Origin of the sequence: Burkholderia sp. ABCPW 11 (assembly GCF_001523445.1) — a bacterium.
Lineage (GTDB): Bacteria > Pseudomonadota > Gammaproteobacteria > Burkholderiales > Burkholderiaceae > Burkholderia.
This window is the reverse complement of record NZ_LOVM01000024.1, coordinates 1-25,293: the sequence shown is the minus strand read 5'-3', so window position 1 is coordinate 25,293 and position 25,293 is coordinate 1. Positions and strand designations below refer to the sequence as shown.

General features: G+C 65.7%; 24 protein-coding genes and 3 pseudogenes. 13 read left to right on the top strand and 14 right to left on the bottom strand.

From position 1 onward, the window contains the following. Positions 1–18: 18 nt before the first annotated feature. A complete protein-coding gene (locus tag WS61_RS08935) occupies positions 19–1,362 on the bottom strand; it encodes a type II toxin-antitoxin system HipA family toxin (RefSeq protein ID WP_059500139.1) in 1,344 nt (447 codons plus the stop codon). Between the two features lies 1 nt (position 1,363). Further along, on the bottom strand, positions 1,364–1,627 hold the full coding sequence (locus WS61_RS32945) for a helix-turn-helix transcriptional regulator (RefSeq protein WP_082742081.1): 264 nt from the start codon (positions 1,625–1,627) through the stop codon (positions 1,364–1,366). Between the two features lie 215 nt (positions 1,628–1,842). Between WS61_RS32945 and WS61_RS08925 the strand changes: the two genes are divergently transcribed. After that, the gene (locus WS61_RS08925; RefSeq protein WP_095211644.1) at positions 1,843–3,567 is read left to right on the top strand and encodes an ABC transporter ATP-binding protein; all 1,725 of its coding nucleotides are present in this window, start codon (positions 1,843–1,845) and stop codon (positions 3,565–3,567) included. Between the two features lie 193 nt (positions 3,568–3,760). Here the strand turns inward: WS61_RS08925 and WS61_RS08920 are convergent, their stop codons facing one another. Further along, positions 3,761–4,798 carry an aldo/keto reductase gene (locus tag WS61_RS08920; protein WP_059500137.1) on the bottom strand — a complete coding sequence of 346 codons (1,038 nt, stop codon included), beginning with the start codon at positions 4,796–4,798 and terminating at the stop codon, positions 3,761–3,763. Between the two features lie 127 nt (positions 4,799–4,925). Here WS61_RS08920 and WS61_RS08915 point away from each other — a divergent pair, with 127 nt between their 5' ends. From WS61_RS08915 to WS61_RS08890, 6 genes are all read left to right on the top strand, one after another. Continuing rightward, positions 4,926–5,807 (top strand): LysR family transcriptional regulator, encoded by an 882-nt coding sequence (locus tag WS61_RS08915; protein WP_059500136.1) that lies wholly within the window; start codon positions 4,926–4,928, stop codon positions 5,805–5,807. Between the two features lie 176 nt (positions 5,808–5,983). Beyond that, on the top strand, positions 5,984–6,283 hold the full coding sequence (locus WS61_RS08910) for a helix-turn-helix transcriptional regulator (RefSeq protein ID WP_059500135.1): 300 nt from the start codon (positions 5,984–5,986) through the stop codon (positions 6,281–6,283). 20 nt (positions 6,284–6,303) lie between these two features. After that, positions 6,304–7,656 carry an aminotransferase class V-fold PLP-dependent enzyme gene (locus WS61_RS08905; protein WP_059500134.1) on the top strand — a complete coding sequence of 451 codons (1,353 nt, stop codon included), beginning with the start codon at positions 6,304–6,306 and terminating at the stop codon, positions 7,654–7,656. 182 nt (positions 7,657–7,838) lie between these two features. Then, a complete protein-coding gene (locus WS61_RS08900; protein WP_059500133.1) occupies positions 7,839–8,306 on the top strand; it encodes a cupin domain-containing protein in 468 nt (155 codons plus the stop codon). Positions 8,307–8,362: 56 nt separating this feature from the next. Continuing rightward, complete coding sequence (locus WS61_RS08895; protein ID WP_059500132.1) at positions 8,363–8,731, top strand: hypothetical protein; 369 nt, start codon at positions 8,363–8,365, stop codon at positions 8,729–8,731. Between the two features lie 74 nt (positions 8,732–8,805). Continuing rightward, positions 8,806–9,627 (top strand): SDR family NAD(P)-dependent oxidoreductase, encoded by an 822-nt coding sequence (locus WS61_RS08890; protein WP_059500131.1) that lies wholly within the window; start codon positions 8,806–8,808, stop codon positions 9,625–9,627. Positions 9,628–9,744: 117 nt separating this feature from the next. Here the strand turns inward: WS61_RS08890 and surE are convergent. The 3 genes and pseudogenes from surE to WS61_RS08875 all read right to left on the bottom strand — a co-directional run bounded on the left by surE (position 9,745) and on the right by WS61_RS08875 (position 11,722). After that, a pseudogene (gene surE / locus WS61_RS08885) lies at positions 9,745–10,522 on the bottom strand (5'/3'-nucleotidase SurE). Positions 10,523–10,686: 164 nt separating this feature from the next. Beyond that, the gene (locus WS61_RS08880) at positions 10,687–10,995 is read right to left on the bottom strand and encodes an AzlD family protein (RefSeq protein ID WP_059500130.1); all 309 of its coding nucleotides are present in this window, start codon (positions 10,993–10,995) and stop codon (positions 10,687–10,689) included. Then, complete coding sequence (locus tag WS61_RS08875) at positions 10,988–11,722, bottom strand: AzlC family ABC transporter permease (protein ID WP_059500129.1); 735 nt, start codon at positions 11,720–11,722, stop codon at positions 10,988–10,990. The genes WS61_RS08880 and WS61_RS08875 overlap by 8 nt, the downstream gene beginning before the upstream one ends. A 125-nt stretch (positions 11,723–11,847) precedes the next feature. Here WS61_RS08875 and WS61_RS08870 point away from each other — a divergent pair, with 125 nt between their 5' ends. Continuing rightward, positions 11,848–12,306, top strand: a complete 459-nt coding sequence (locus tag WS61_RS08870; RefSeq protein ID WP_006486309.1) for an Lrp/AsnC family transcriptional regulator — start codon at positions 11,848–11,850, stop codon at positions 12,304–12,306. Between the two features lie 219 nt (positions 12,307–12,525). Continuing rightward, entirely contained in the window at positions 12,526–13,095 is a 570-nt protein-coding gene (locus tag WS61_RS08865; protein WP_059500128.1) for a hypothetical protein, read from the top strand. Between the two features lie 93 nt (positions 13,096–13,188). Here WS61_RS08865 and WS61_RS08860 read toward each other — a convergent pair whose 3' ends face one another. From WS61_RS08860 to WS61_RS08850, 3 genes and pseudogenes are all read right to left on the bottom strand, one after another. Then, positions 13,189–13,821 carry a LysE family translocator gene (locus WS61_RS08860; RefSeq protein WP_059500127.1) on the bottom strand — a complete coding sequence of 211 codons (633 nt, stop codon included), beginning with the start codon at positions 13,819–13,821 and terminating at the stop codon, positions 13,189–13,191. Between the two features lie 235 nt (positions 13,822–14,056). Beyond that, positions 14,057–15,097: pseudogene (locus WS61_RS08855) on the bottom strand (MFS transporter); the annotation flags it as partial. Between the two features lie 562 nt (positions 15,098–15,659). Next, on the bottom strand, positions 15,660–15,992 hold the full coding sequence (locus WS61_RS08850; RefSeq protein WP_059500126.1) for a DUF2322 family protein: 333 nt from the start codon (positions 15,990–15,992) through the stop codon (positions 15,660–15,662). A gap of 205 nt (positions 15,993–16,197) precedes the next feature. Between WS61_RS08850 and WS61_RS08845 the strand changes: the two genes are divergently transcribed. Then, positions 16,198–16,422 carry a hypothetical protein gene (locus WS61_RS08845; protein WP_059500170.1) on the top strand — a complete coding sequence of 75 codons (225 nt, stop codon included), beginning with the start codon at positions 16,198–16,200 and terminating at the stop codon, positions 16,420–16,422. Between the two features lie 167 nt (positions 16,423–16,589). Here WS61_RS08845 and WS61_RS08840 read toward each other — a convergent pair whose 3' ends face one another. Together WS61_RS08840 and WS61_RS08835 are read right to left on the bottom strand one after the other, a co-directional pair. Then, positions 16,590–18,737 (bottom strand): TonB-dependent siderophore receptor, encoded by a 2,148-nt coding sequence (locus tag WS61_RS08840; RefSeq protein WP_059500125.1) that lies wholly within the window; start codon positions 18,735–18,737, stop codon positions 16,590–16,592. A 970-nt stretch (positions 18,738–19,707) separates the two neighbouring features. Next, a complete protein-coding gene (locus tag WS61_RS08835) occupies positions 19,708–20,409 on the bottom strand; it encodes a flavin reductase family protein (protein WP_059500124.1) in 702 nt (233 codons plus the stop codon). Between the two features lie 230 nt (positions 20,410–20,639). Between WS61_RS08835 and WS61_RS08830 the strand changes: the two genes are divergently transcribed. Then, positions 20,640–20,966 carry a thioredoxin family protein gene (locus WS61_RS08830; RefSeq protein WP_059500169.1) on the top strand — a complete coding sequence of 109 codons (327 nt, stop codon included), beginning with the start codon at positions 20,640–20,642 and terminating at the stop codon, positions 20,964–20,966. Positions 20,967–20,976: 10 nt separating this feature from the next. Beyond that, positions 20,977–21,396, top strand: a complete 420-nt coding sequence (locus WS61_RS08825; protein ID WP_059500168.1) for a secondary thiamine-phosphate synthase enzyme YjbQ — start codon at positions 20,977–20,979, stop codon at positions 21,394–21,396. A 49-nt stretch (positions 21,397–21,445) separates the two neighbouring features. Here the strand turns inward: WS61_RS08825 and atsR are convergent, their stop codons facing one another. The 3 genes from atsR to WS61_RS08810 all read right to left on the bottom strand — a co-directional run bounded on the left by atsR (position 21,446) and on the right by WS61_RS08810 (position 24,712). Next, on the bottom strand, positions 21,446–23,269 hold the full coding sequence (atsR, locus tag WS61_RS08820) for a hybrid sensor histidine kinase/response regulator AtsR (protein WP_059500123.1): 1,824 nt from the start codon (positions 23,267–23,269) through the stop codon (positions 21,446–21,448). Position 23,270: 1 nt separating this feature from the next. Beyond that, positions 23,271–23,774: a molybdopterin-dependent oxidoreductase gene (locus tag WS61_RS08815; protein ID WP_059500122.1), complete on the bottom strand. Its 504-nt coding sequence runs from the start codon at positions 23,772–23,774 to the stop codon at positions 23,271–23,273. Positions 23,775–23,839: 65 nt separating this feature from the next. Next, entirely contained in the window at positions 23,840–24,712 is an 873-nt protein-coding gene (locus WS61_RS08810; RefSeq protein WP_059500121.1) for a helix-turn-helix domain-containing protein, read from the bottom strand. A gap of 357 nt (positions 24,713–25,069) precedes the next feature. Here WS61_RS08810 and WS61_RS08805 point away from each other — a divergent pair. Next, positions 25,070–25,293: pseudogene (locus WS61_RS08805) on the top strand (sel1 repeat family protein); the annotation flags it as partial.

Below are 25,293 nucleotides of genomic sequence, written 5' to 3'. Positions count from 1 at the left end.
GCTGATCCTGGGCGGTTATCAGTTTCCCTTGTCGTGATTTGCCAGCAATTCTGATCGGCCAATGACCTTTCTCGCGTTATCGGCCCGATCTGCATCCGAGAAACCAGCGGCCTCGATGATCGGCGTGAGCGCTTTGAGTGCCACCTGTGGTTTGGCGCTACGGAGCGATCCCATCCCTTCGTTCCATGCGTGCAGCATCTGCTTGGCTATCCAATGCCACCGCGTCTCGTTTTTTGCCGTTTCGACGATATCTTTTCCTGTTGATACGGCCGAGTCGCACAGCGCCTCGACCATTTCGCGATATCGCTTCGACGGGATGCCGAGGCGAGTGTTGAAGAAACGTTCCAGCGTCTTCCCGGGCACCCACGTTTTGCGACCCTCGACGCTCAGTCCGGGAGGATTGTTCGCGAAGCGCGGGTAGGCCGCGGTGGTGACAATGTCGTAGGCGGGCGTGTAGACGACGTCGTCGATGTTCGAGTAGAGAAGCGCGATGTTTTTGGCGTGGCAGTCCGCGTTGCGCACGACGTAGTTGGCGATGAGCTGCCAGCCGAGCTGCTCGGCTTCTCGTCGCCAGTTGGCGGCGCCGATGTAGGGCTTTGTCGCGTTGAGAACCTGTTCGGTTGACGGGCGGTACTTTTCATGCGGCGGCAGGCCAAGCAGGCTGCAAGCGTCTTCCAGGCCAAACGCCGGTTTGCCCTGCTCGTCGATGTCGAACCGGTCAACGACGAGCACGCGACCGTCGTCCGACATCGTGGTCTTCGCGACTCGAGCGACGTCGAGTCTTGCCAGCACCTGCATCGAGTAATGTTCGTTGAAACCAAGATAGGGCGTTTGCTCGTCGGACCCCTTGATGATGTGTCGGCTCGTGCGCAGCGTTTGCTTGCCTATCGGTGCTTGAGCCGACGGGAGTTCAGGAGCAAGGAATTTGGGTACGGCGCCTGAAATTGCCGCGCGCGCGTAGTACCGTACAAGTTCCGCAAAGCGCGCGGTGGTGATGTCCTCGTGCAGCAGGCTCTTCAGGTCGAGCGGGTCAAGTTCGCCGCCGGGTGCGCCGCCTTCGGGCGCGACGGTTACCCGGCCGATGCCGGCGCCGCCGATGATGGCCAGAAGCGAAAGGTCCGTTCCGTCGAGATAGGGGCCGAACTCTTCGCGAATCACTTGAAAGAGAAACCCTTCCGGCAGGTTCTGCCGGAAGAAAGGATGCAGATCGCGAGGCCAGACCCACGCATCGTTGCGAACGGGCATGATCAGACTGGCAAAATCGGCGGCACTCGCATCTGCCGTGTAGCGCAACGCATAGTCGTCCGCCTGGCGGTAGAGATGGGCAACGAGTTTGCCTTTGACGTATATATGAAGGCGCATGTCACGCGTCTCCCATCGCGCGTTGTTCGGCCAGCACGTCGTCCAGCGTGCGCCCGTGTCCGCGCTTGACCGCTCTCAGATCATATCCTGCAGCCTCGAGGAGGCGAACGAGCGCAGATACGCTCATGTCGCCTCGGGCAAGCGTTTCCATGCGTGCAAGCGTCGTCCGTGCGACACCGGCATGCTCAGCCAGTTCTCTTTGTGAAAGACCCGCTGCGTGGCGAGCGTCTTTCAGCATCTCTCCGACATCGGCAAGCGTAGTCATTTGTAGCCCTCAAGCATCAGAAATTACCAAGCTCGTTCTTATTGTAGCCCCTCTGCTACAAACTGGTGTGTTGAAATTGTAGCCGGAGGGACACAAAAATTACCGAAAGCGAAAAATTTGTATCTCTGGGGCTACTGAGGCGGTCAGGGCGATTCTGTTAGACTTTTTGCCCGCCTGTCGCCAACCGGGCCGCACCGCGCCCGGTTCTTCGCGCCATGAACGAACACCACGTGCCGAATCCGATCGCCGAGGTCCTGCAGGCCTACTGGAAAGCCGATCGCTGGATGTTGCTGGCGGTGGCGGTGGTCGTCGTGCTCTCGAGTACGAGCGCCGTTGCCGCGCCCTATCTGTTCTCGCGCCTGATCGATGCGCTGTCGCATCGCGGCGCGCTCGGCGCGCTACTTCCCGGCTTTCTGCTCTATGCCGTCCTGCTGGGCGTCTCGAGCGCGTTGCAACGCGTGGTGCAGTACCTGGCGTTCATGAGCGCGGAAAATCTGGGATTCGTCCTGAGCACGCGCTTCTTCGCGCGCATCCTGAAGAAGACCACGGCCTTCTTCGTCGAACACAATCCGGCGGAAATACAGAACGCGAACGCGCGCGGGCGTTCGTCGCTGGCGGTGCTCGTGCAACTCGGCCTCATGGGCCTGATTCCCGGCGTACTGCAGATCGTGCTGACGTTCGTGACGCTCGGCGCGCTGATCGATCTCGAGGTGGTGGCGATCGCCGCCGCGTACGGCGTGGTCGCGGTGGTGATCGCAGTCGTGTCCGCGCGCCGCTCGCGTGCGTTCCTCGATCGTGCGGTCGAGGCCGGACAGGAGAATGCGCGGTTCGTCGGCGGCGCGATCAACGCGATGGAAGCGCTCCGGCATTTTGGCAGCCACCGCTGGATGAACGAGCGTTTCGCGGACAAGGCGCGGATCGTGCGGGACAACTGGCGTGCTTACGTGGCGCGGCACGTCGGCTATCTCGCGCTACTGGGCCTCGGCCTCGCGATCCAGTTCGCCGTGACGTTCTGGCTGCTTCTGCCGCGTCACGCGGCCGGCATGCTGTCGATCGGCGACATCGTGCTGTTCAACACGCTGCTGCTGCAGCTCAATCAGCCGTTCGACATGATTGCGCGGGCCATCGACGAAATCGCGCGCGCCCGGGCGACGCTCGTGCCGTTCGCGGCGATGTGGGCGGCACCCGAAGAGCGGCAGGTGTCGCATGCGTCGACGTTCGTGCCGCGCGCTGGGCGCGTGGTGTTCGATCACGTCGGCTATGCGTACGGCAACGGCCGCGGCGTGACCGATGTCGCCTTCGTCGCCGAGCGCGGCGCGATCACGTTCGTCGTGGGCGAGACGGGGTCGGGAAAATCCACGGTGTTCAAGCTGGCGCTGAAGTCGATGGAGCCGACCAGTGGGCGCATTCTGGTCGACGGCGTCGATCTCGCGGCGATCGACCGTGCCGACTGGTACGGCGTGGTCGCCGTGGTGCCGCAGGATATCGTGCTGTTGAACGAAAGCCTGGAGGACAACATCCTGCTCGGTCGGCCACGCGACGAGCGGCGCTTGCGCGAGGCGGCCGCGAAGGCGGCGATCCTGCCGTTCATCGACGGCTTGCCGGACGGGTTCCGCACGACGGTCGGCGAACGCGGGCTGAAGCTGTCGGGCGGCGAGCGCCAGCGCATCGCGATCGCGCGTGCGCTGTACGGCAAGCCGACCGTGCTGTTTCTCGATGAGGCGAGCTCCGCGCTCGACGAAGCCACCGAGCGCGACATCATGGAGCACGTGCGGCTGCTGGCCCGCGACGTCACGGTGATCGCGATCACACACCGGCGTTCGGTCATCGGGCCGACCGACAAGGTCGTGCGGCTCGGCGCCGCCGAGGAGCCTGATGTCGGAGGCATCGAGTTCGACCCTCCGCGTGCGGACATCAGGATCAAACAGGTCGATTTCTGACGGACCATCGGATGACGGTCGACGAAAAATGCCGTGAAGGCGGCCCGTCGTACAGGGGCCGAATGACCGGAACGTCGCAGGCCGCTACGATAGGAAGTTCGCAGCGCGATGGGTAGGCTCATGGCGGTCGCGCTTTCTGGTGCCACGGCGGACCACGGCGGCGCTGACCGTCGCGCCGCGTCGCCGTGGCCACTTACCCCCGCATCGGCGGATTGAGCCGCGCGAACGCCTCCTGCCGGCGATACGGAAAGTACGGATAAGGCGCTTCCACCGCGCTCGCCGCGTCCAGCTTCGCCATCTGCGCATCGGTCAGCGCCCAGCCGACTGCGCCGAGGTTCTGCCGCAACTGTTCCTCGTTGCGCGCGCCGACGATCACCGACGACACGGTCGGGCGCTGCAGCAGCCAGTTCAGCGCGATCTGCGGCACCGTCTTGCCGGTTTCCTCCGCGATCGCGTCGAGCGCATCGACCACGTCGTACAGTCGTTCGTCGTCGACCGGCGGCCCGTAGCTGGCCGTTTCATGCAGGCGGCTGCCTTCGGGCAGCGGCGCATTGCGCCGGATCTTGCCGGTGAGCCGGCCCCAGCCGAGCGGGCTCCACACGAGCGCCCCGAGGCCTTGATCGGCGCCGAGCGGCATCAGGTCCCACTCGTAGTCGCGGCCGACGAGCGAGTAGTAGACCTGGTTCGCCACGTAGCGCGACCAGCCGTGCCGGTCGGCCGCCGCGAGCGACTTCATGATCTGCCAGCCGGCGAAGTTCGACACGCCGATATAGCGCAGCTTGCCTGCGCGCACCAGATCGTCGAGCGTCGACATCACTTCCTCGACCGGCGTGCCGGCGTCGAACGCGTGCAGTTGCAGCAGGTCGATGTAGTCGGTGTCGAGACGGCGCAGCGCATCGTCGACGGCGCGCACCAGCCGCGCGCGCGACGTGCCCGCGTCGTTCGGGCCGTCGCCGGTCGGCAGGCCGGTCTTGGTCGAGATCAGTACCTGGTCGCGGCGCCCCTTGAGTGCGGCGCCGAGCACGCGCTCGGATGCGCCGTCGGAGTACACGTCCGCCGTGTCGAACAGGTTGACGCCCGCTTCGAGGCAGATGTCGATCAGGCGGCGCGCTTCGTCGACGCCAGTATTGCCCCATGCACTGAACAGCGGGCCGGTGCCGCCGAAGGTACCGGCGCCGAAGCTCAGGACGGGAACCTTGAGGCCGGAGCGGCCCAGCGTACGGTATTCCATGGGCGTTTTCTCTCGTCGTGTGAGCGCGGCACGGCCGCGCGTCGGTCGTCAGGCGACCAATGTATCGTTTGCGCCTTTTCCCGATAATCCCGAAGATGACGAAAATATCCTTCGGAAGGAGCGAACAATGCTGCTCGACAACCTTGCGCTGTTCCTGCGCATCGTGGAAAAGGGTGGGCTGGCCGCGGCCGGCCGCGAGGTCGGCCTGTCGCCGGCCACGGTGTCCGAGCGGCTGACGGCGCTCGAGCGCCACTATGGCGCGGCGCTGCTCACGCGCACGACGCGCGCGATCAACCTGACCGACGAGGGGCGCACGCTGGTGGATGGCGCGCGGCGCCTGCTGGCCGAGGCCGACGAACTCGAAAGCCGTGTGCGGCTGGGCGTGCAGACGCTGTCGGGGCCGGTGCGGCTGAGCGCGCCGGCCGATCTCGGGCGCGAGCGCGTCGTGCCCGTCGTCGACGCGTTCCTGGCCGAACATCCGGGCGTGACGGTCGACCTGCATCTCGGCGACGGGTATGTCGATCTCGTCGGGCAGGGGCTCGATTTCGCGATCCGCCGCGGCACGCTGGCGGACAGTTCGCTGCGCAGCCGCTCGCTCGGTCGGGCGCGGCGCGTGGTGTGTGCGTCGCCCGCGTATCTCGCCGCGCATGGCAGGCCGATGCACCCGGACGATCTCGGCCTGCACGACTGCATCGTGATGCGCTTCGGCCAGGAGCTGTATGCCGAATGGCCGTTCAGCATCGATGGCGCGTTGAAGCGCGTGGCGGTGCGCGGGCGGCGCGTCGCCAACGACGGGGCGCTCGTGCGCGCGTGGTGCATCGCGGGGCACGGCGTCGCGCTGAAGTCGCTTGTCGACGTCGAGCGGGATCTGGCGTCGGGTGCGCTCGTCGAGGTGCTCGATGCGTTCTCGCCGGGCGACGTGGATCTGCAGATCGTCTATCCGGGAAGTGTCGCGCAGCCGCGGCGCGTGCGGGCGTTGATCGATAGACTCGCGCAGGCGCTGGCGTAAAGGCACGTGGCCCGCGCGGCCTGCGAGACGTTGCGGCGCCGGTCTCGCTGCGATCGCATCGAATGCGCGAGGAGGCGCAACGGCGCGCGGCATCGCGGGCCGAAACCGTCGTTCAGACCCGTTGCCCGCATTTCGTCATTTAGCTAATATTCAAAACGTAACCGAACCCGCACCTCATGGACGACGTCACCCGCATCAGCGCCTTGGCCAACGAAAGCCGTCTGGCCGTGCTGCGCTGGCTCAAGCAGCCGCGCAAGCATTTCCCGCCGCAACCGCATGGCGATCTCGACGAACTGGGCGTGTGCTGCACGTACATCACCGAGAAGCTCGGCATCGCGCCGGCCACGACCACGCGCCACATGCGCATCCTCGCGGACGCAGGGCTCGTGCAGGCGACCCGCGTCGGCAAGTTCACGTACTACAAGCGGATCGACGGCGCGCTGCAGCAGCTTGGCCGTGATCTCTCGAAACTCTGACCCTGACCGAGGCAACCGACATGGACGAACTTGCACTGCTGGCCGACGCCGATCGGCGCGCGCACGCGTATCTGGCCGCAACGAACGAGCGGCGCGCGTTTCCCGATGCGGCGGCGCTCGCCGGTCTCGCCGCGTTCGACGAACCGCTGCCCGACGTGGGCCGCCCGGCCGACGACGTGCTGCGCCTGCTGGACGAGCGCGGCACGCCCGCGACGGTCGCATCGAACGGCCCGAATTACTTCGGCTTCGTGATCGGCGCGACGCTGCCGGCCGCGGCAGCGGCCGAGCGGCTGATGCTCGCGTGGGACCAGTGCGCGTCGTCGTATGCGAATTCGCCGGTGGCGGCGACGCTCGAGCGCCAGGCCGCGCGTTGGGTCGTCGATGCGCTCGGGCTGCCCGCAGGCAGCGCGGTCGGCTTCGGCACCAGCGCGACGGCCTGTACGCTCGTCGCGCTGGTGGCCGCGCGGCGCGCGCTGCTCGCGCGCAAGGGCTGGAATATCGACGAGGATGGGCTGATCGGCGCGCCGGAAGTGAAAGTCGTGATCTCCGCGCTCGCGCACATCACGGTGAAGAAGGCGCTGCGCGTACTCGGCTTCGGGATGAAGCGCATCGTCGTCGCGCCGGTCGATACGCATGGCCGGATCGACCCGGCGCAGTTGCCGCCGCTCGACGACATGACCATTCTCTGCGTGCAGGCCGGCGAAGTGAACACCGGCGAATTCGATCCGTTCGCGGCATTGATTCCGCCCGCGAAGGCGGCCGGCGCGTGGGTGCACGTGGACGGCGCGTTCGGCCTGTGGGCGCGGGCGTCGTCCAAGCGCACGCTGACGGACGGCATCGACGGTGCCGACAGCTGGACGACCGACGGCCACAAATGGCTCAACACGCCGTACGACGGCGCGATGGTGATCTGCCGCGATGCGGCCGCGCTCGCCACCGCGATGAACAGCGACGCCGTCTATCTGAGCGGCGCGCAGGATGCGCAGAAGAACCTGAACCTCGAATTCTCGCGGCGCGCGCGCGGCATTCCCGTGTGGGCCGCGCTGCGCTCGCTCGGCCGCGCCGGCGTGGCGACGATGGTCGAGCGGCATTGCGCGCAGGCGGCACGCGTCGCGGACGGCCTGCGTGCGGCCGGCTACGACGTGCTGAATCGTGTCGTGCTGAACCAGGTGCTCGTGCGCGCCGGCACCGACGAGGAAACGGCGGCGATCGTCGAAGCCGCGCAGGCGTCGGGCGACGTGTGGTTCGGCACGACCGTGTGGCAGGGGCGGCCGGCGTTCCGGATCAGCGTGTCGTCGTGGCGCACCGAGGATGCACACATCGATCGTCTCGTCGCGTTGCTGACGAAGCTGCGCGGCGTACACGTGGGTTGAGTGTCGCGCTTCGTCCGCGGTTGAAATGGTTGCGTATGCAACTTTACTGCATGCGATGAGGTGCGACACGGCCTGCGGGGCTGCGTTATGTCTGCAAGCGCGAAAATGTCGGACAATAGCCGCTGCACCGGCCGCGTCGGCGCGGTGCGTTCAACCGAAGCATTCACGCTTGCGAGATCCCCATGTCGACTCCCTTTCCCCGGGAACTGCTGAAAGCCGCCGATATCGCGAAGATGGAACCGACGCGCGAGGTGCATTCGCTCAATCCCAATGCCGTTCGTCTGAAGCGACAACTCAGCGACTTGACCGGCCTGACGCAATTCGGCGTTCATCTGCTCACGCTGATGCCCGGTCACGAATCGGCCGAATATCACCGCCACCTGTACGAAGAAGAATTCGTGTACGTGCTGTCCGGCACCGGCACGGTGACGATCGGCGAGCGCGCCAGTGAGATCGGTCCCGGCGATTTTCTGGGATTTCCGCGCGGCGGCGAAGCGCATACGGTGCAGAACACCGGCGATGCGCCGCTGGAGTTGCTCGTCGGCGGGCAGCGGCTCGAACACGACGTATGCGAATACCCGCGCATCGGCAAGCGGCTTTATATCGCCGGCGAACTCGAAGAGTACGTCGAGCTGCCGAAACAGCGGTGACGGCCGATTGCACGTCATCTCCGGAGAAGGGTTGCAGCAGCGTGCCGCCTACCTCGATGAGTCAGATCCCTTTTCTTGCTTTTGCGCTCGCGGCGCTCGTGCCCGGCCTGGTGTGGGCGCGTTTGACCCACGATCCCGGGTCGCTCAAATATTCTGTTCCAATCGCCTACCTCGGTACTGCAGCGTTCGGGATCCCGCAATATCTGCTGGTCATGAAATACTGGCGCGTGTCCGTGTTTTCATCGTGCCTGTGTGGCAGCGTCACGGGGTTGTTGACGTGGATTGCCATCTATTTCATTTACACCGCCGTCCGGGATCACGATGTTTTCAAAGGCGACTTGGCGGTCGTTTTCGGGTTTCTTGCGTTCGTGGGCCTGGGGGCCGTGGCGGGCTTCGTGTTCTGGCTCATGTACCGTTGGCAGTGATCCAAAGGACGAATTTGCTTCTCGCGGCCCCGTCGCGCTTATGATGCGGGAACGCCACTGACAGGGTTCACGCCATGGACGCGCCGCTCCCGCCGATGTCTTCCCCGATTGCCGAAACGGCTCCCGACACCGAAGCTGCCGCCGAGCCGCGCGCGTTGCGTGTGCACCGGCCGGTCGCGCTCGTCACCGGCTCGACGTCGGGGATCGGCGCGGCTGTCGCCCGCCGCCTGGCGGCCGACGGCTACGCCGTGATCCTGCATTCGCGCAGTTCGGCCGACGCCGGGCGTGCGATGGCGCGTGAACTCGGCGCGGCCTATGTGCAGGCCGATCTCGCAGACGATGCGCAGCGCGTGCGGCTGATCCGCGATGCGCTCGCCGTGCACGGGCGGCTCGACGTGCTCGTCAACAATGCGGGCGCCAGCCGCGTGATTCCGCATGACGACCTCGCGGCGGCCACGCCAGACGTGTGGCGCGAGATGCACGAGATCAACGTGATCGCGCCGTTCAGGCTCGTCGCCGAAGCGCAGGCCGCGCTGCGCGAGGCGGCGTCGCACGGGCGGGCCGGGTGCGTCGTGAACGTCAGTTCGCATGCGGGTGTGCGGCCGAAGGGTGCGTCGATTCCGTATGCGGCCGCGAAGGCCGCGCTCAATCACACGACGCGGCTGCTCGCGCGTACGCTCGCGCCGGCGATTCGCGTCAACGCGGTCGCGCCGGGGCTCGTCGATACGCCGCTGACCGCCGACTGGACGCAAGCGCAGCAGCTCTGGCGCGAGCACGCGCCGATGCGCCGCGCGGCGACGCCGGACGATATCGCCCAGACGGTCGCGATGCTCGTCGCCTCCGACTACGTGACGGGCGAGATCGTGATGCTCGACGGCGGGTTGAATCTGACGTGATGCAGTGATGCAGTGATGCAGTGATGCGGCGATGCGGGGATGCGGGGATGCGGGGATGCGGCGGCGCGCAGGCAACGCATGTCGCGCAACCGCCAGGCCGTTCGAAGGCGCGCGCGATCAGCCGAGGTTCGACCGCAGCCGCGCGAGCGCGTGCTCGTGCGTGCGCTCGAACTTCAGCGGCGTGACCGCGATATACCCTTCGCCCAGCGCGACCGTTTCGGAATTCGCATCGTCCTCGCGCGGTGCGCGCGCGAGCTTCAGCCAGTGATATTCGATGTCGCGCGGATCGCGTCCCGACACGATCTCGACGCCCTGCAGCGTGCCCGCACCCTGGCTCGTCACCTTCAGGCCGCGTACGTCCCCGGCCGGTCGCGCCGGGAAATTCACGTTGAGGCACGCATCGCTGTCCCAGCCGGCGGCGACGAGCCGGCGGATGACGTCCGGCGCATGCGCGCGCGCCGTGTTCCACGGCACTGCGTTGCGATCGGCGAACGCCTGGCTCAGCGCGATGGCCGGCACGCCGACCAGCATGCTCGTCATGGCCGCGCCGACCGTGCCGGAAAACACCGTTTCGGTGCCGAGGTTCGCGCCGCGATTCACGCCGGACAGCACGACGTCGGGCCGCGCACCGTTCATCAGATGGCTGACCGCGATCGCGACGCAATCGCCCGGCGTGCCGCGCACAGCGAAGCGGTGCTCGCCCTTGCGATGCACGCGCAGCGGTTCGTGCAGGCTCAGCGAGTGCGACGTGCCGCTCTGATCTTCGGCCGGCGCGACGATCCACACTTCGCGCGAGTTGCGTGGCGACCTGTTCGAGTATTTCAAGGCCGGGAGCGTCGAATCCGTCGTCGTTGGTGAGCAGGACACGGTCGAACAGCGGGCGGGTTTCTGGCATCGGGACGATCCTCGCGAAGGGCAATGAGAGGGGAGTGCGGCATGGCGCAAGCCACAAGGCTAGCACTCCGGCGCGCGGATCGTCGTGTCGCGCCCGTGGCGCCGGTCGGCGCGGACGTGAAACGGGCGCATCGCGTGTGTTGCCGGTGTGGCGGCCGGACCCGCTCAGCCGAGCAGATGGCGCAGCAGGCCGGCCGACACGACGCCGACGATGACGGTCGGCAGGATCGACAGGCGCGTCGCCGCGACGAGCGTGATCGCGAGCGCGAGCAGATCGGCCGGGCGCGTCGACACGAAGGCCGGCGCGATCACCGAGATCAGCACGCAGCCCGGCACGTTCTCCATGACCGACGCCATCCGCGGGCTCAGCGTGCGGTTGCGCAGCAGCACGTAGCCGAGGATGCGCGACAGGTAGGTGGTCGACGCCATCAGCACGATCGTCGCGACCGTGCTGAAATCCGGAAGCTCAGGCATCGCGCGGCTCCCACAGCAGCGCGGCGATCAGCCCCGCGCATGCGCCGGCGGCGACATACCACGCGCCGGGCAGCGCGAGATGGGTGGCCGCCGCGACGACGAGGCTCACGAACCATGGGCGGCTCGCGCGCACGCCTTTCCACATGCCGCGCAGCAGCACCAGAAACACGGCCGTGAACGCCATGTCGAAGCCGTATTGTTCGACGTTGCCGATCGTCGGGCCGACCGCCGCGCCGAGCGTGGTCATCGAGATCCACGTCAGGTAGAGCCCCGAGCACACGCCCGCGTAGTAAGGGACGCTGATGTGCGCGGCCGAGCGCGAGCGCGCGTCGGCGAGCGACATCGCCCAGCTCTCGTCGCACATGAAGAACAGCGCGAGGAACGCACGGCGGCGCGGCAGGCGCCGGATATACGGCTCGAACGCGGCGCCCATCAGGATGTGGCGCGAATTGACGAGGAACGACATCGCGACGATCAGCGCGATGTGCGGCGGCGATGTCCACAGATGGATCGCCGCGAATTCGGAGCCGCCGCCGAAGTTCAGGCCCGTCATCATCGGCACCTCGAACAGGCTCAGCCCCTTTTGCGCCGCCTGTGCGCCCAGCACGAGCGCGAACGGCACGAAACCCAGCATGACGGGCAGCGCCGCGCGCAACCCGCGACCCATCTCGGCAAGATACGCGGGCTTGTCGCGAAGCCCGGACGACGTTGAAACGCTACTGCTCATCACTCCTCCTTCGGGGGAGGGATTGTCTGCTTTTTTGACTCGAATCGGATTGCGTTGTCGCCAGATATTTCGCAGAATTTGGCATCGAACGCTTGATACATGATTTTTTTGGAATCGGATGCCAAATGAAACTGGATGCCATCGACCGCCGGATCCTGAGCGCGCTGCAGCGCGACGGCCGCATGCAGAACGTGGAGCTGGCGCACGAGGTCGGGTTGTCGCCGTCGCCGTGCCTGCGGCGCGTGCGGCTTCTCGAGGAAGCCGGCGTGATCGAGAAATACGTGGCCGTGTTGAACCCGGCGAAGGTCGGCAAGGGGCTGACGATCTTCACGCGCGTATGGCTGAAGGGACAGGACGCGGAATCGGTGAACCGTTTCGCCGAGGCCGTCCAGCAGATGCCGGAAGTCGTCGAATGCCACCTGATGGCAGGCGACTGCGATTTCCTGCTGCGCGTCGTCGCGGCCGACATTGACGATTACCGGCGTTTCCAGATGGAATACCTGACGCGCATTCCAGGCGTGCTCAGCGTGAAGACCGACATTCCGATGCAGAAGGTCAAGCTCACGTCGGCGCTCCCGACCTGACTCTATGCGACCACGCGGCGGCGCGTCGAAGCGCGGTCATCGCGCGGTGACAATCGCCGGATAAACTGATGGGGTGAGTCGCGTCGCACGGATTGTTCGTGTGGCCGCGCATTGTTCGATGTGCAAGCAACTAACGGTCAATGCCGACGCGATCGGCCAAACGGCGCGGCGCGCCGGTCATACGTCGGAGCGAATGCGTTTCTTCCTGTCGAGCCTTACATGCAGCCATTCAATACGCCGTGGAATTCGCTGGAAATCGTCAAGCTCGTGCTTGGCGCGCTGACACCGTTGTCGGTCGCGTGTCTCGGCTGGCTCGTCGCGCGCCGGCTGAAGCGGCTCGAACTCGTACAGTGGACCAACCAGCGGCTGATCGAGAAGCGGCTCGCGCTGTACGACACGGTCGCGCCGCAGCTCAATGCGCTGCTGTGCTTCTATACGTGGATCGGCTACTGGAAGGACATCTCGCCGGACGACGTGATCCGCGCGAAGCGCGACCTCGACCGCACGTTCCACATCTACCGCTACCTGTTCGACGACGATGTATACGACGCGTATCACACGTTCATCCATGCGCTGTTCGAGATGCATACGGGGCCTGGCCGCGACGCGCGGATCCGCTCGCTGATCCACGCGCCCGACGGCGACCGCAGTGTGCACGGTTCGTATGAATGGAAGCCGGCGTGGTCCGAGCGTTTCTCGACCGCGAATGTCATGCCCAGGGACGACGTGCTGCGCCATTACACGCAACTGATGGAACGGCTGCGCGTGGCGCTGGGCGCGACGCGCTGAAGGCTTCGGTGCCTGCGCGCCCGCGCACGTGAAGCAGTGGCGGCGCACGGTGGCGGCTGATATGCCCGCGTCATCACCTCTCTGCTGCCTGCGTCAGTGGCGCCCCGCCACCGCGAGCCGCGCGGCGAGACCGACGAACACCGTGCCGAGCAGATATTGCGGCACCTTCGATGGCCGGCGGCGCGCGCCGATCCGCCGGCTCAGCCGGCTCGCGGAGAGAATCACCGCGCCGTTCACGACGATCCCGATCAGGTTGAGCACGGTCGCAAGCACGAGAATCTGCACGGCGATCGAGCCGTGATCGGGCCGCACGAACTGCGGAAACAGCGCGAGGACGAACAGCGCCATCTTCGGGTTCAGCAGGTTGGTCGTCAGCCCTTGGCGGAAGATCACCGCGGTCGAACGGCGACGTTGCGACGCGATGGGCGACAGCGTGGTTGCATCCGAACGGAACGTTTTCCACGCGAGATACAGCAGATACGCAGCGCCCGCGAAGCGCACGACGTCATACGCGAGCGGCACCGCGACGAAGAGCTGCGACAGCCCGAGCGCCGCCGCGAGCGCATGGCAGTAGGTGCCGGCCTGAATGCCCGCGAGCGTCGCGAAGCCGGCGCGGCGGCCCTGGCTCACGCTGCGGGACGCGATCAGCAGCATGTCGGGGCCGGGTGTGGCGGTCAGCGCGAGACACGCGCCGGAGAACAGCACGAGCGTGGAGAGATCGATCACGGGAAACCCTTTCGCCGACGAGGCGTGAAAGGGAGATCAGTTTAGGAACGCCGTCGCGGGCAGTCAACCGTGACGCGAGAGACGGCCGGCGCGGTATGGCTTCGCGATCGCGCCGGCCGCGGCTCTCACTCGGCGACGTGCGTCATGCCGGGCGCCGGCACGGCCGGTACGCCGGCCGCGCGCGCATCGGCGGGCATCGCCCACGCGAGCCATTGCGTGCGCAGCAACACGAGCGCGGCGCATGCGCTGCGAACGCGAAATCGGCGACGGCGATCGCGGTGAGCAGCACGATCAGCGCGCGCACGCCGCTGACGCGGTCCGCGATGAAGCCGCCGAGCGGCCGCACGATCGCGCCGAGGAACGCGAGCAGCGACATGAACAGGCCGGCGTTGATCTTCGGCATCTGGTACAGCGACGTCAGCAGCAGCGTGACATACGACGACATGCCGACGAAGCCGCCGAACGTGATGCTGTAGATCAGCATGATGACCCACGTGTCGCGCTCGGCGAGCACCGCGCGATAGCGGGCGGGCAGGATCGCGATCGCGAGCAGCGCGCCCATCACCGGCAACAGCAGGACGCCGGTCTTGCCGACGCCGAACAGCCCGCCGTGCACGGCCAGCACGAGCGCGACGAGGCCGACGAGCGTGATCGCGAATGCGCCGAGCGCGCGTGGCACGCTGCCGGACTTCTCGCCGCGGTCGTCGGCCCAGGTGACGATCGCGACGCCCGCGGTCGCGAGCAGCGGCAGTGCGGCGGCCGTCGACAGCTTCCAGCCGACTGCCGCCGCGATGTGCGGAAACATGAAGCCGTCGAGGACCGCGCCGATGTTGCCCGCCGCGGCGAGGCCGAGCACGAGCCCCTGCACCTTCGGCGGATAGCTGCTGCCCGCCATCGGCAGCGCCACCGCGAAACTGGCGCCGCCCATGCCGAGGAACACGCCGAGGACGAGCAGCAGCGCATACGACGGCGTGCCGGGCACGCACGGCAACACGACGGACGGCAGCGCCGACAGCACGACGCCCATCAGCGCGATGCTGCGCCCGTTTGCGGACTGGTACAGGTTGCCGAGCGTCACACGCAGGATGGCCGCCGCGAGCACCGGCACCGCGACGAGAAAGCCCTGTTGTGCGGCGGACATCGCGATGTCCTTGCCAATGAACGGCGCGAGCGGGCCGTACAGCACCCAGACCGTGAAGCCGGTATCGAAATACAGGAAGCACGCGAGCAGCGAGCGCCAGTTGCCGCTCTGCAGGGAGGTGCGCAAACGCGTCATGGTGAAGACCTCTGCGAATTGCCGGTCGGACACCGGCGGGATCGGTCGGAACATCGCGAGGCGCCGCGTCGCGGCGTCAGGGTCGTTGTTGGCAATATGTATGCCAGCACGCGCGAAATGCCGCGAATGCGGTGTCCGGCCTGCTTCGGCGCGGCATTGGAGAGGTTCGTCAGCGCTCGACGCGACAAAGGGGGCGGCACTGGCGGCGTGCTGCCCGGAACGCGGATCCTCTGCGCACGGATTAAGTGCGGCGCGAGATCCCGCCGGCGATCACGTTCGCTCGCCTAGTGGGGCCTGCGTCGAGACTCGGAGACGGGCCGGTTTCGGAAGGGGGATCGCGCGAATTCCCGGCAACGCCGGGTGACGGCATCGGGATCGTGTGCCGGTTGAACTGCTGACCGGTGAAGGGCCGAAGTCGGGCGATTCCGGTGTGATGCGGTCGGGCCTCGGTGTCGCTCGGCCTCGGGCACGGTGGGGCTGCTTTCGTGTGGCACAGCCGGGCGCGCAGCGGTCCGGCGCGCCCCGCAGCAAGAAGCGGCGGCGTGCCGGATCGCTGCGTAGCTCAGCCTTTCGCGACGATGTCGATGCGCAGCGCTTCGCCGCCGCCGACGATCGCCAGCAGCCGATCGACGTTCGGGTGCGCGCCCGGACGATTGCGCGCGTCGGCCGTATGCTCGGCGAACACCGCGAGGCCGTGTTCGGCCGCTTTCGCGTCGAGGGAGCCGAATGCCTGCTTCAGATAGTGGTACACCGCGAGCGAGCCCTGCTTGCCCGGCTGGTTCTCGATGGTCGCGACCACGTCGCCGTTCGCGCCGACGAGATCGATGTGCGCGATGCCGTCGATGGCCGGCAGTTGCGCGAGGTTGTCCTTGAATACTGGGGTCGGTCGAATCACTTGAAGCACTCGGTCGGTTGGGGGTTTGATCATAGGTCGAGGTGACCGACCGTATGTTATCTGATCAGCTACGGTGCACTCTTCGGCGTCACCGAGCTCGCAGCGCATTGCGAATGCCAAGCCCAATTCGCGAAATAATCTCCTGGACGATGGAGCATACTACGTACCCGAGGCGCGACCGGAGGACACGATGGGCGCAATAAGCATGCAAGCGATCGTGAGCAATACGACGATTCAAGTCGTTTTTACGCCGGGTGACGCGGAAGCTACGATTTACATCGTGAACGGAGAGCATGGCTCGTATCAACTCCGCCATATGGACGTTCGCGAATATGGCGAAGCCGGAATGTCCGCCGAGGACATTGTCCGGCACCTCCTCGAAGTCGTTTCAATTTCCGTCGAGGAGCTTGATCGCATGCGTCCCGGCTGAGCCGGCTCGGTCGCCGCGGTGGCGAGCCGGCGTGTAGAGCGCGTCAACAAAACGCCCTCGACGTTGCAGGCAGCGCCCCCGAGGCGCTCGTTTCGGTCGACGAGCTTGCTCGCGATCGGATGTCGCGCCCAGCCGCACCATCATTCCCCGTTGGGCACGTTCGGGTTCTACATCTCGTACCGCAACGTTGCCATGACGCTGCGCGGCGCCCCCGGCATGTTGAGGTTGGGGCTCGAGCCGTGTGCCGAAACGATATAGCCCTTGTTGAACAGGTTGTAGAGGTTCAACTGGAGCGACATCGGCCCGTGCGCGTACCAGGCCATCATGTCGGCCGTCACGTAGCCCGGCAAGGTCACAGTGTTCTGCGGATCGGCCATGCGCGCGCCGACGAAGTTCAGGCCGCCGCCGACGCCGAAGCCGCTGCCGAGATTCTTGGTCAGCCACAGGTTGCCGGAGTGGCGCGGAGTGAGCGTTGCGCGTTTGTCCTGCAACGCCGCGGTCGACTTGGTGACGGTCGCATCCAGGTACGCATAGCCTGCCAAAACGCGCCAGCCGTGGCCGAGTTCCGCGGCCCCGCTGAGTTCCATACCGTCGGTCCGCTGCTCACCGATCGGAATCAGTGCCGTGCTGGTCGCATTGGCGACCTTGATGTTGCTGCGATCCAGCCGGAATACGGATATCGTCGTGGTGGCCTTGCCGCCAAGCCAGTCGTACTTCGCGCCGATCTCGGTGTTGGTCGTGGTTTCCGGAGCGAGTTCCGCATTGTTGGCCGCCAGCGAAAACGCCTCGCCGGAAGGCTGGAAGGAGCGGCTCCACGACACGTAATACGACTGCGTCGTGGTCGGCTGCCAAACCAGGCCCAGGCGTGGGCTCCATGCCGTGTCCGTACGCGACAGCCCCGGCTGCTTGGGACGTCGGTCGATCGTTTCCTGCTCGAAGCGATCGTAGCGGATGCCGAGCAGCGCCTTCCACTGATCGTTGAAGCTGATCAAGTCCTGCGTGTAGAACCCCAGCGTCTTGAAGATGCCGAGGTTGTTGGCGGCCGGCGTGGACGACGTGTGGAGCGGCAGCGTCGGCAAGGCCGGCGTGAACAGGTCGAAGTTCATCGGCTTTCCGTTCGCGCCGGTGACGGGAGCGGAATAATTGACGAGATCCTTGTTCTGCTGGCCGAATTCCATCCCGTACAGCAACTCGTGCTTCATGCCGAACAGCGTGGCCTTTTGCGTAAGATCGGTCTGGTTGAACCAGCCGTGTTCCTCACGATAGACGTTGCCGTGATTCAGCGTAAAGGTCCGGTTCGCTTCGTTGACGCTGCCGACGAGCGTGTTGTTCCGGTCGAGCGAATAGTGGTAGTAGCGAGTGGCGTTGCGGATCGACCACTGCTCGTTGAACTCGTGCTTGATCGTGGCGGTGCTCGAGTAGACACGCGAGCGCGTGTAGTCCACCTCGCCGGCGTTCGCCGCACCGTAATATGCGGATGCCGGCACGTCGACCGGTCGTCCCTTGTAGGCCGGGATGCCGAAGTCCGTCACACGACGATCTTCGAGGTAGTCGGCTTGCAGCAACACGGTCGTCTTGGGCGCGATGCGAAATTCGAACGACGGCGCGACTGCCGTGCGATTCAGAAACTGCTGCGAGCGATAGCTCTTGGCCTCCTCGTGCGCGCCGGTTATCCGGAATGCGGCCGCGCCGTTCGCGAACACCCGTCCGACATCGGCTTCGACTCGACGATCGGCCCACGAACCGTAGCTGATGCCGAGATTGGTGACGTCGACGCCGGGTTTTTTCGTCACGCGATTAATTAGTCCACCTGAAGAACCTCGGCCATAAAGAACGGCGGCGGGGCCCTTGACGACCTCGACTCGATCGACGTTCGAGAGATCGCGGAAATACAGTGCATCGTCGCGAATGCCATCGACGAACTGGTCGGCGATCGCGGAGAAGCCACGGATGGTCACCTGGTCGCGCTGACCGTCGCCGGTCGAGAAGCCAACCCCGGCCACGTTCTTCAGCACGTCCTGCAACGAGTTGGCGTGCTGATCGCGCATCACTTCGGCCGTGACCACGTTGACCGTCTGCGGGATATCGCGCAGCGGCGCATCGATCCTGGTCGCGCTGGCTGCGCTGGACGGGTTGTAGCCTTCTCCCGGATCGCGAATCGAACTCGCACTGACGGACACGGCCGGCAGCACGTCGGCCGCTGGGCTCGCCGGCGTCGGCGCGCTTTCCTCTGCGAAGACCGCACCCACCATGATCGGCTGGCACGCGACGGCGGCCAGAACGGCTCGTCGTGCCGGTTGCAATACTCGTCTCATCGTCCACCCTGTCGTATGTAATAGTTCGTAATTCCGTAACGCGACGCATTATCATTTGAAAGGAAAGGAAGGTCAACAAGTGTTGCGCGGCGGCAGGGTTATTGATTTGTCTGATGTTTTTTTCGATGACGAACGTGTTCCGCGTATGCGCCCCCGGCTCACGGCATAGGCGTTAAAAATCCGCTTGGACTCACCTCGTTTATCGACGTCCGTAGTCGAGCCATCATCACGTCAGCGCCGTAGACGCAAAGATGGCCGCCAGCATTGACGTGTATGCCGGCGAGCCGGTGTGTAGAGTCGGCTAGCAAAACTCTGTCGCGGTCGTCGGCACCGTGTCGGGCGAACGCGCAACAGCGCGAGCGGATGCCGGCCGAGCGTGACACCCATCGCGTTGTAGTCCGGACGACGCGCTCGCGGACGGACATGATGCCAACGCGGGTGAACAGCGCCTTGGCCTGCGCTTCGTTGAGTAGCTGACCGGCAAGTCGGCCAGGTCCACCGCGCCCGCCTTCCCGGCAGATTCGGCCGCAGCGGCGCATACCTGCCGGCGCCTGAGCTACAAGGCGCAGGATGTCAAGGGCGTCGGCCGCGGTGGCCAGCTACAGCTGAACCGATGCTCAGAGCCGGCGTTGCATGCGCTGGCCGGTTTCCGATCCATGATGTGTCGGTGCGCTGCCCGTACGCGTCGAATCGAGTGCTTCAGGTGGGTCATGTCATCCATGCGGAAGCGGTGCGGGAGGGCGGCGCGTAGGGCGGTGCCGCGCCAAGTCGCAGCGCGCCGACGCGGGCGCCGAACGCGTGCCATCGGTTCGATCGCGAGATTACGATCGCTGTGTCTATCTGCGCGATCAGCACGGCGATGCATCGGGTCGGCCGTGTGAAAGGGTGCTGGGCCGGCGCAGCGGTATCGGCCACGTGTGCGGAAGCAGGGCGGCGTGTCGGATTCACCGGAATTCGCGCGCGCGCTTCATTACCGCCCAGTACCGGTCAGCATGCCCGCGTCGCGCGAGCGCTCGATGTCGGGGCTGCGATACGCGAGTTCGGGAATCTCGGCGAGCCGCGACGCATGCACCTGTCGCGGCGCCAGCCCATAGAACTTCTGGAAGCTCATGATCAGCGGCGACCACTTGTCCGGATCGATGCGGTCCGGATGACCGTCCATCAGCAGGTCGGGATGCACGTGCACGCGCTGGATGCGCAGCTCGAACACGCGGATGCGGCCGCGCAAGTCGGGCATGTCGTCGCCGATCCCGTGCGTGGCCGCGACGACCGCCTCCAGATGCACAGGACATTCGAGCGCGCGCGGCGGCGCGACGGTTTGCGATGCCGTTTCGGCCAGCCCAGCCGTGCCGAACTTGTCGGGTTCGAATACGTACCCCTTCGCGCGCTTGCCATCGGGCACCGGGTACGTGCCCGTCGTGCGCGCGATACGGTCGACCGCGTCCGCCTGCGCCGACGATGGCAGGTTCAGCACGCATTCGCCGGTGCGTAACAGGTTGTGGGTGGTCTGCGAGCTGGCGGCGATTCCGATCACGCCGCGCCAGCCGAGCCAGAACGCGGACGAGATCGGTGCGAGATTGGCCGTGCCGTTTTCGTTCAGCGTGCTGACCAGCACGACGGGCGTGCCGAAGTAGAGAATGTTTGGTTCGGTGACGCAATGCGGCGCATTCATGGTTGAGTCCTTCGTTGACGGGATCGGTTCACATGCTGATCCCGTCGCGACGGCGCGGCGCTCCGAATCTTGTCGTGTCATTCCGAAAGGTACGCAAAGGCGCGGTGCCGCCCGCCCGGACCGGCCGGCAGTGCGCGGGCTTTTCCGCTACAGTAAGAAATCGAAGGCTGTACTCGCCTGCGTTGCGCTGGCGCGTGCAGTCATGTTCTGCCAACGCACACGAGGGCCTGATGGACACCGAGCAACGCTACACCGCCAACGCGCCGACCCGCGCGGAAGTCGACGCATTGAGCGGCGCAACCGTCATCGAATTCGGCGCGAACTGGTGCGGGATATGCGCAGGCGCGCAGCCCGCGATCACGGCGTCGTTCTCCGAGCATCCTGCCGTGCGGCACCTGAAGATCGAGGACGGCCCCGGCCGTCCGCTCGGCCGCTCGTTCGGCGTGAAGCTGTGGCCGACGCTGGTATTCCTGCGCGATGGGGTCGAAGTCGCGCGGGTCGTGCGCCCCGCCGACGCGAAGCAGATCGAAGCCGACGGCTTCGCCGCGCTGGGCTGAGATCATGGCAATGCAGCAGGGCATCACGCACGTCGGCGTCGATACGCGCGGCAGCGGCCTCGTCGAAATCACGCCGCAAGTACGAGCGTTCGTCGACCAGCAGGCGATCCGCACCGGCCTGCTCACCGTGTTCTGCCGTCATACGTCGGCGTCGCTGCTGATCCAGGAGAACGCGGATCCGTCGGTGCAGCGCGATATCGAACGCTATTTCGCGACGCTCGCGCCCGAGGACGACACGCGCTACGAGCACGACACCGAAGGCGCCGACGACATGCCCGCGCATCTGCGCACGGCGCTCACGCAGGTGCAAGTGTCGATTCCGGTCGAGCACGGGCGCATGGTGCTCGGCACGTGGCAGGGGATCTATCTGTTCGAGCATCGTCGCGCGGCGCACCGGCGCGACGTCGTGCTGCATCTGATCGGCGAGTAGGCGCGTAGCAGGGCAAAGCGGCGAACGCGCGATGCCGCGTTGGCGCGGCTCAGGCGAGCAGCTTCTCGACGAGCGCGCCGAGTTCGCGCAGGTGAACCGGCTTCGGCAGGAACGCGTCGAACACCCGCTGGTTTTCGCGCAGCGCTGCCGATTCATACGCGCTGACGCCGAGGATAGCCGGATGCCGGCCGTCGTCGTCGGGTTCCGCCACCGCGCGAATGCGCCGCGCCACGTCGAATCCGCTCAGGTCCGGCAGTTCGAGATCGAGCACGACGAGGTCGTAGCGGCCCGTTCCGAAGCGCGCGACACCTTCCTGTCCGGTGCCGCACAGATCGGCCTCGATGCCGAGCGCCGACAGCATCGCGCCGAGCGTTTCGCGCGCGTTGTCGTTGTCGTCGACCACCAGTGCGCGCCGCCCGAGGTGCGCCAGCACCGGCGGCAGCGCGGGCATGTCGGCCGCGCTGCCGCCCGCGCCCGTATCGACGCCGGGTACTTCGACGGGCAGCGTCACGACGAACTCGCTGCCTTCGCCGACCACGCTGCGCACGTCCACATGCCCGCGCAGCGTCGTCACGATCTCGCGCACGACCGCGAGCCCCATGCCGATCCCGTCGACGTGCAGTCCGACCGCGTCGTTCGCGCGATAGAACGGCTCGAAGATTTTCGACAGATGCTGCTTCGCGATGCCGGCGCCGGTGTCGCGTACGGCGATCCTCACCTGCTGGCCGGCCGGCGCATCGGCGAGCGTGATCGCCACCGTGATCGAGCCGCCGACCGTGTACTTGACCGAGTTCTCGATCAGGTTCGACAGCACCTGCCGCAGCAGCTTGCGATCGGAGCGGATCGCGAGGCCGGGCGGCTCGACGAGCTGCGTGACCGAGATCCGTTTCGCCACGATCTTCTCGCGCAGCGGTTCGAGCACTTCGGCAAGCAGCGGCGCGACGCCGACGGTATCCAGTTCGGCGATGCGCTTCGTCGAGCGCAGCTTGATGTAGTCGGTGAGATCCTTGACGAGCGCTTCGAGCGACAGCGCCGAATTCTGTAGCCGCCGGATCGTCTTCAGGTTCGCGTCGGACTGCGCTCGCGCGAGCAGGATCTCGATCGATCCGCAGATCGCCTGCAGCGGCGTGCGCAGCTCGTGGCTGACCATTCCGAGGAACGCGTTCTTCGCCTCGATCATCTCGAACGCGCGGTCGGACGCCTTGCGTTCCGCGTCGAGCGCCGCGTGTTGCCGTTCGAGCAGGTCGTCGCGCGTGCGCATCGTATAGAGCAGCAGCAGGAACAACGCGCAGAGAATCACGCCGAGCACGATGCCGAGGATCAGGATCGCGCGCTGCTTGTCCTTCAATTGATGGAACGTGAAATCGCGCTGCGCCATTTCGATCGCGCGGAAGTAGTTCGCGAGGCCGTTGACCTTCGGCCAGTACGCATTGACTTCGTCGATTACCTGCCGCGCCTGCGTCGGCGCGTCGCGCAACGGCGGCACCTCGCGCTTCAGGCGCGTCATGAATTCGCCGAGCGCGTCGATCTCGTTGCGCGCGCGCGGAATGCGCAGCCAGTATTCGGACACTTCGGACGGCCGCTGCAGGAATCCGAACGACACCGACAGGCTGTCGAGCTGCATCTGTACGTGATCGAAGTCTTCGTCCTCGTGCGTCGCGTACAGGATCAATTGCCGGTCGAAGCGCGTGTAGACGTTGCGGTACTGCGCGGCGGTCCAGAACACGCCTTCGCGCGGCCCCTCGAGCACGCCCTCGTTGACCGAGGTGGCGAGGAGATCCCACAGCAGGAACGCCCACGCGGCGAATCCCATGATCCACAGCGAGCCGAGGACCAGGATGATTTTTCTATTTTTCCATCGCCGCCGCGTCATTTCACTTCACGGTCAGACCGATGATCTGCCATGCGAACTTGGCTTCGCCGAGCGGCGTTTTCAGCTCGTCGGGATACTGATCGCGCGGATACATGATCCACAGCGGGCCGTAGTTGTCGTTGCCGAGCACCTTGCCGTTCATCGTCCGTGCGAGGATCACGCCGTACTTGTCGGCGTCGGAGACGGGAATCGTGAACGTGTATTCGTCGATGCAGCGGAATTCGATCTGCGTGCCTTGCGCGCCGACCGTCTTCAGCACGTCGGACAGGCGCGGGCCGGTGAAGGTCGCCTTCGGCGTCCAGCTCGTCGACGTGACGATCGTATGCTGCGGCAGCGCCATCAGCGCCTGCTCGGAAAAGACGTAGGCCGTCTTCCCCTGCTGGTTGCTCTTGCTGATCTTGCCGTCGACGGTGAACGTGAACGACGAAGCGGCCCATGCCGCGGCGGCCATCCCGAGCAGGCAGGCCGTCAGCAGGCTTTTGGTCCAGATGGTTGAAATGCGCATGTCTTTCCCCTCGGTCTGATGGTTGGTGTAGCCGGTTGTCGTTTCCCGGCGTCGGTTTCCGGTTCTCAGTTCGTGGCCGCCGCGGCCGGCAGCGTGAGTTTCAGTTCGCGGGCGACTTCCGCGAACAGGATCGGCAGGCGCACCGGCTTTTCTTCGCAGCGCGCGTTGTAGTGCGACACGATGTGCGCGATCTCGTCCTCGCTCGCTTCGCCGGTCGAGATCTTGCCGGTCAGCAGGAAGATCGGTGCGCCGCTGTTCTCGCTCGTGCGGATGCTGCGCACGAGTTCGGCGGCCGTCTGGTCGCCGAGCATCCAGTCGAGGATGTAGCCGTCGAAATCCTCGACTTCCAGCGCCTTGCGGAAGCTCGCGCCGTCGAAGTACGGAATCGCGTTCACGCCTTTCTCGATGAAATATTCGCAGACCGTTTCGGCGACGTCGTGCGAATCGTCGACCACGGCGATCCGCGCCGCATACACGTTCGGCTGCGCCGAGCGCAGCTCGATCACGTCGACCGGATACGTGCGGCCCTCGCGCGCGTACTCGCGTTCGGTGACGATCCATTCGCCCTGCCATTGCAGCGCGACGAAATCCGTTTCGATCTGGCTGGTGGCCTTCGTCGAGATCGCGGCGCGGCAGCGCAAGCGTTTCGATTCGATCACGAACGTCGCGTCGATCATCTCCGCCGCGGCCGGCTGCGTGCCCTTGTCGTCGAGCAGGATCGCGGGCGGCACGCCGAAGTGCGTCGCGATGTCCTGCAACTGCGACAGGTTCCACGGGATCAGGCCTTTCATCTTGCGCGTGACGACCGAGAAGCTCAGACCGAGCACGTTCGCGATCGTCGTGTTGTGACTTCGCGGCGGAATGCCGTTCCGGTTCAGGAGATCGCGCACCTTGTTGGCGGTGATGAGATCGACGTTGGCCTGCTCGGTGGTGGACATCTCGATGGGGTCTCCAGGGGTTTTGGCGAGGAAGAGCATATCAAAGCTGACGCGCTACGCAAACTTCAAACACGCGAATGCCCTTGACATGCCATTTTTCTCCATTATTATTGCTCACCACGTCACTATTGTTTGCTGCGTCATGTTTGGAGATCGATGCCGGCACAGTCGGATCAGCGCAGGGCGGCAGCAATGAAGCAGTGACGGAACGATTCGAAGAGAGAACCTGAGAGAGCCTTGGCAGCGTGTCGGCGTGCGCGGATTGTATCCGCTGCGCCGCGCGCAACCGGGTAAACGCTCGCGGGGATGGGATAGCTCGAAGAATTGCGGCGCCAATAAAACTTGAGGAAAGTACCAATGTATCGCCGTTTACTCGCACCGGGGCTGCTGTTGCTGTTGGCCGCGTGCGCGCAGGATCCGTCGGTTACCGCCGGCACGGTACGGATCTGCGACGACACAGGTTGTTCCGATCGCCCTAAAGATCAGGTGTCCTATCAAAAAAGGGACGACGCGGAAGACCGCGAAGATCCGCGCATCGCCGCGCTCAAGCAAACCGCGAAAACCCAGCCGAAGGCCGCCTA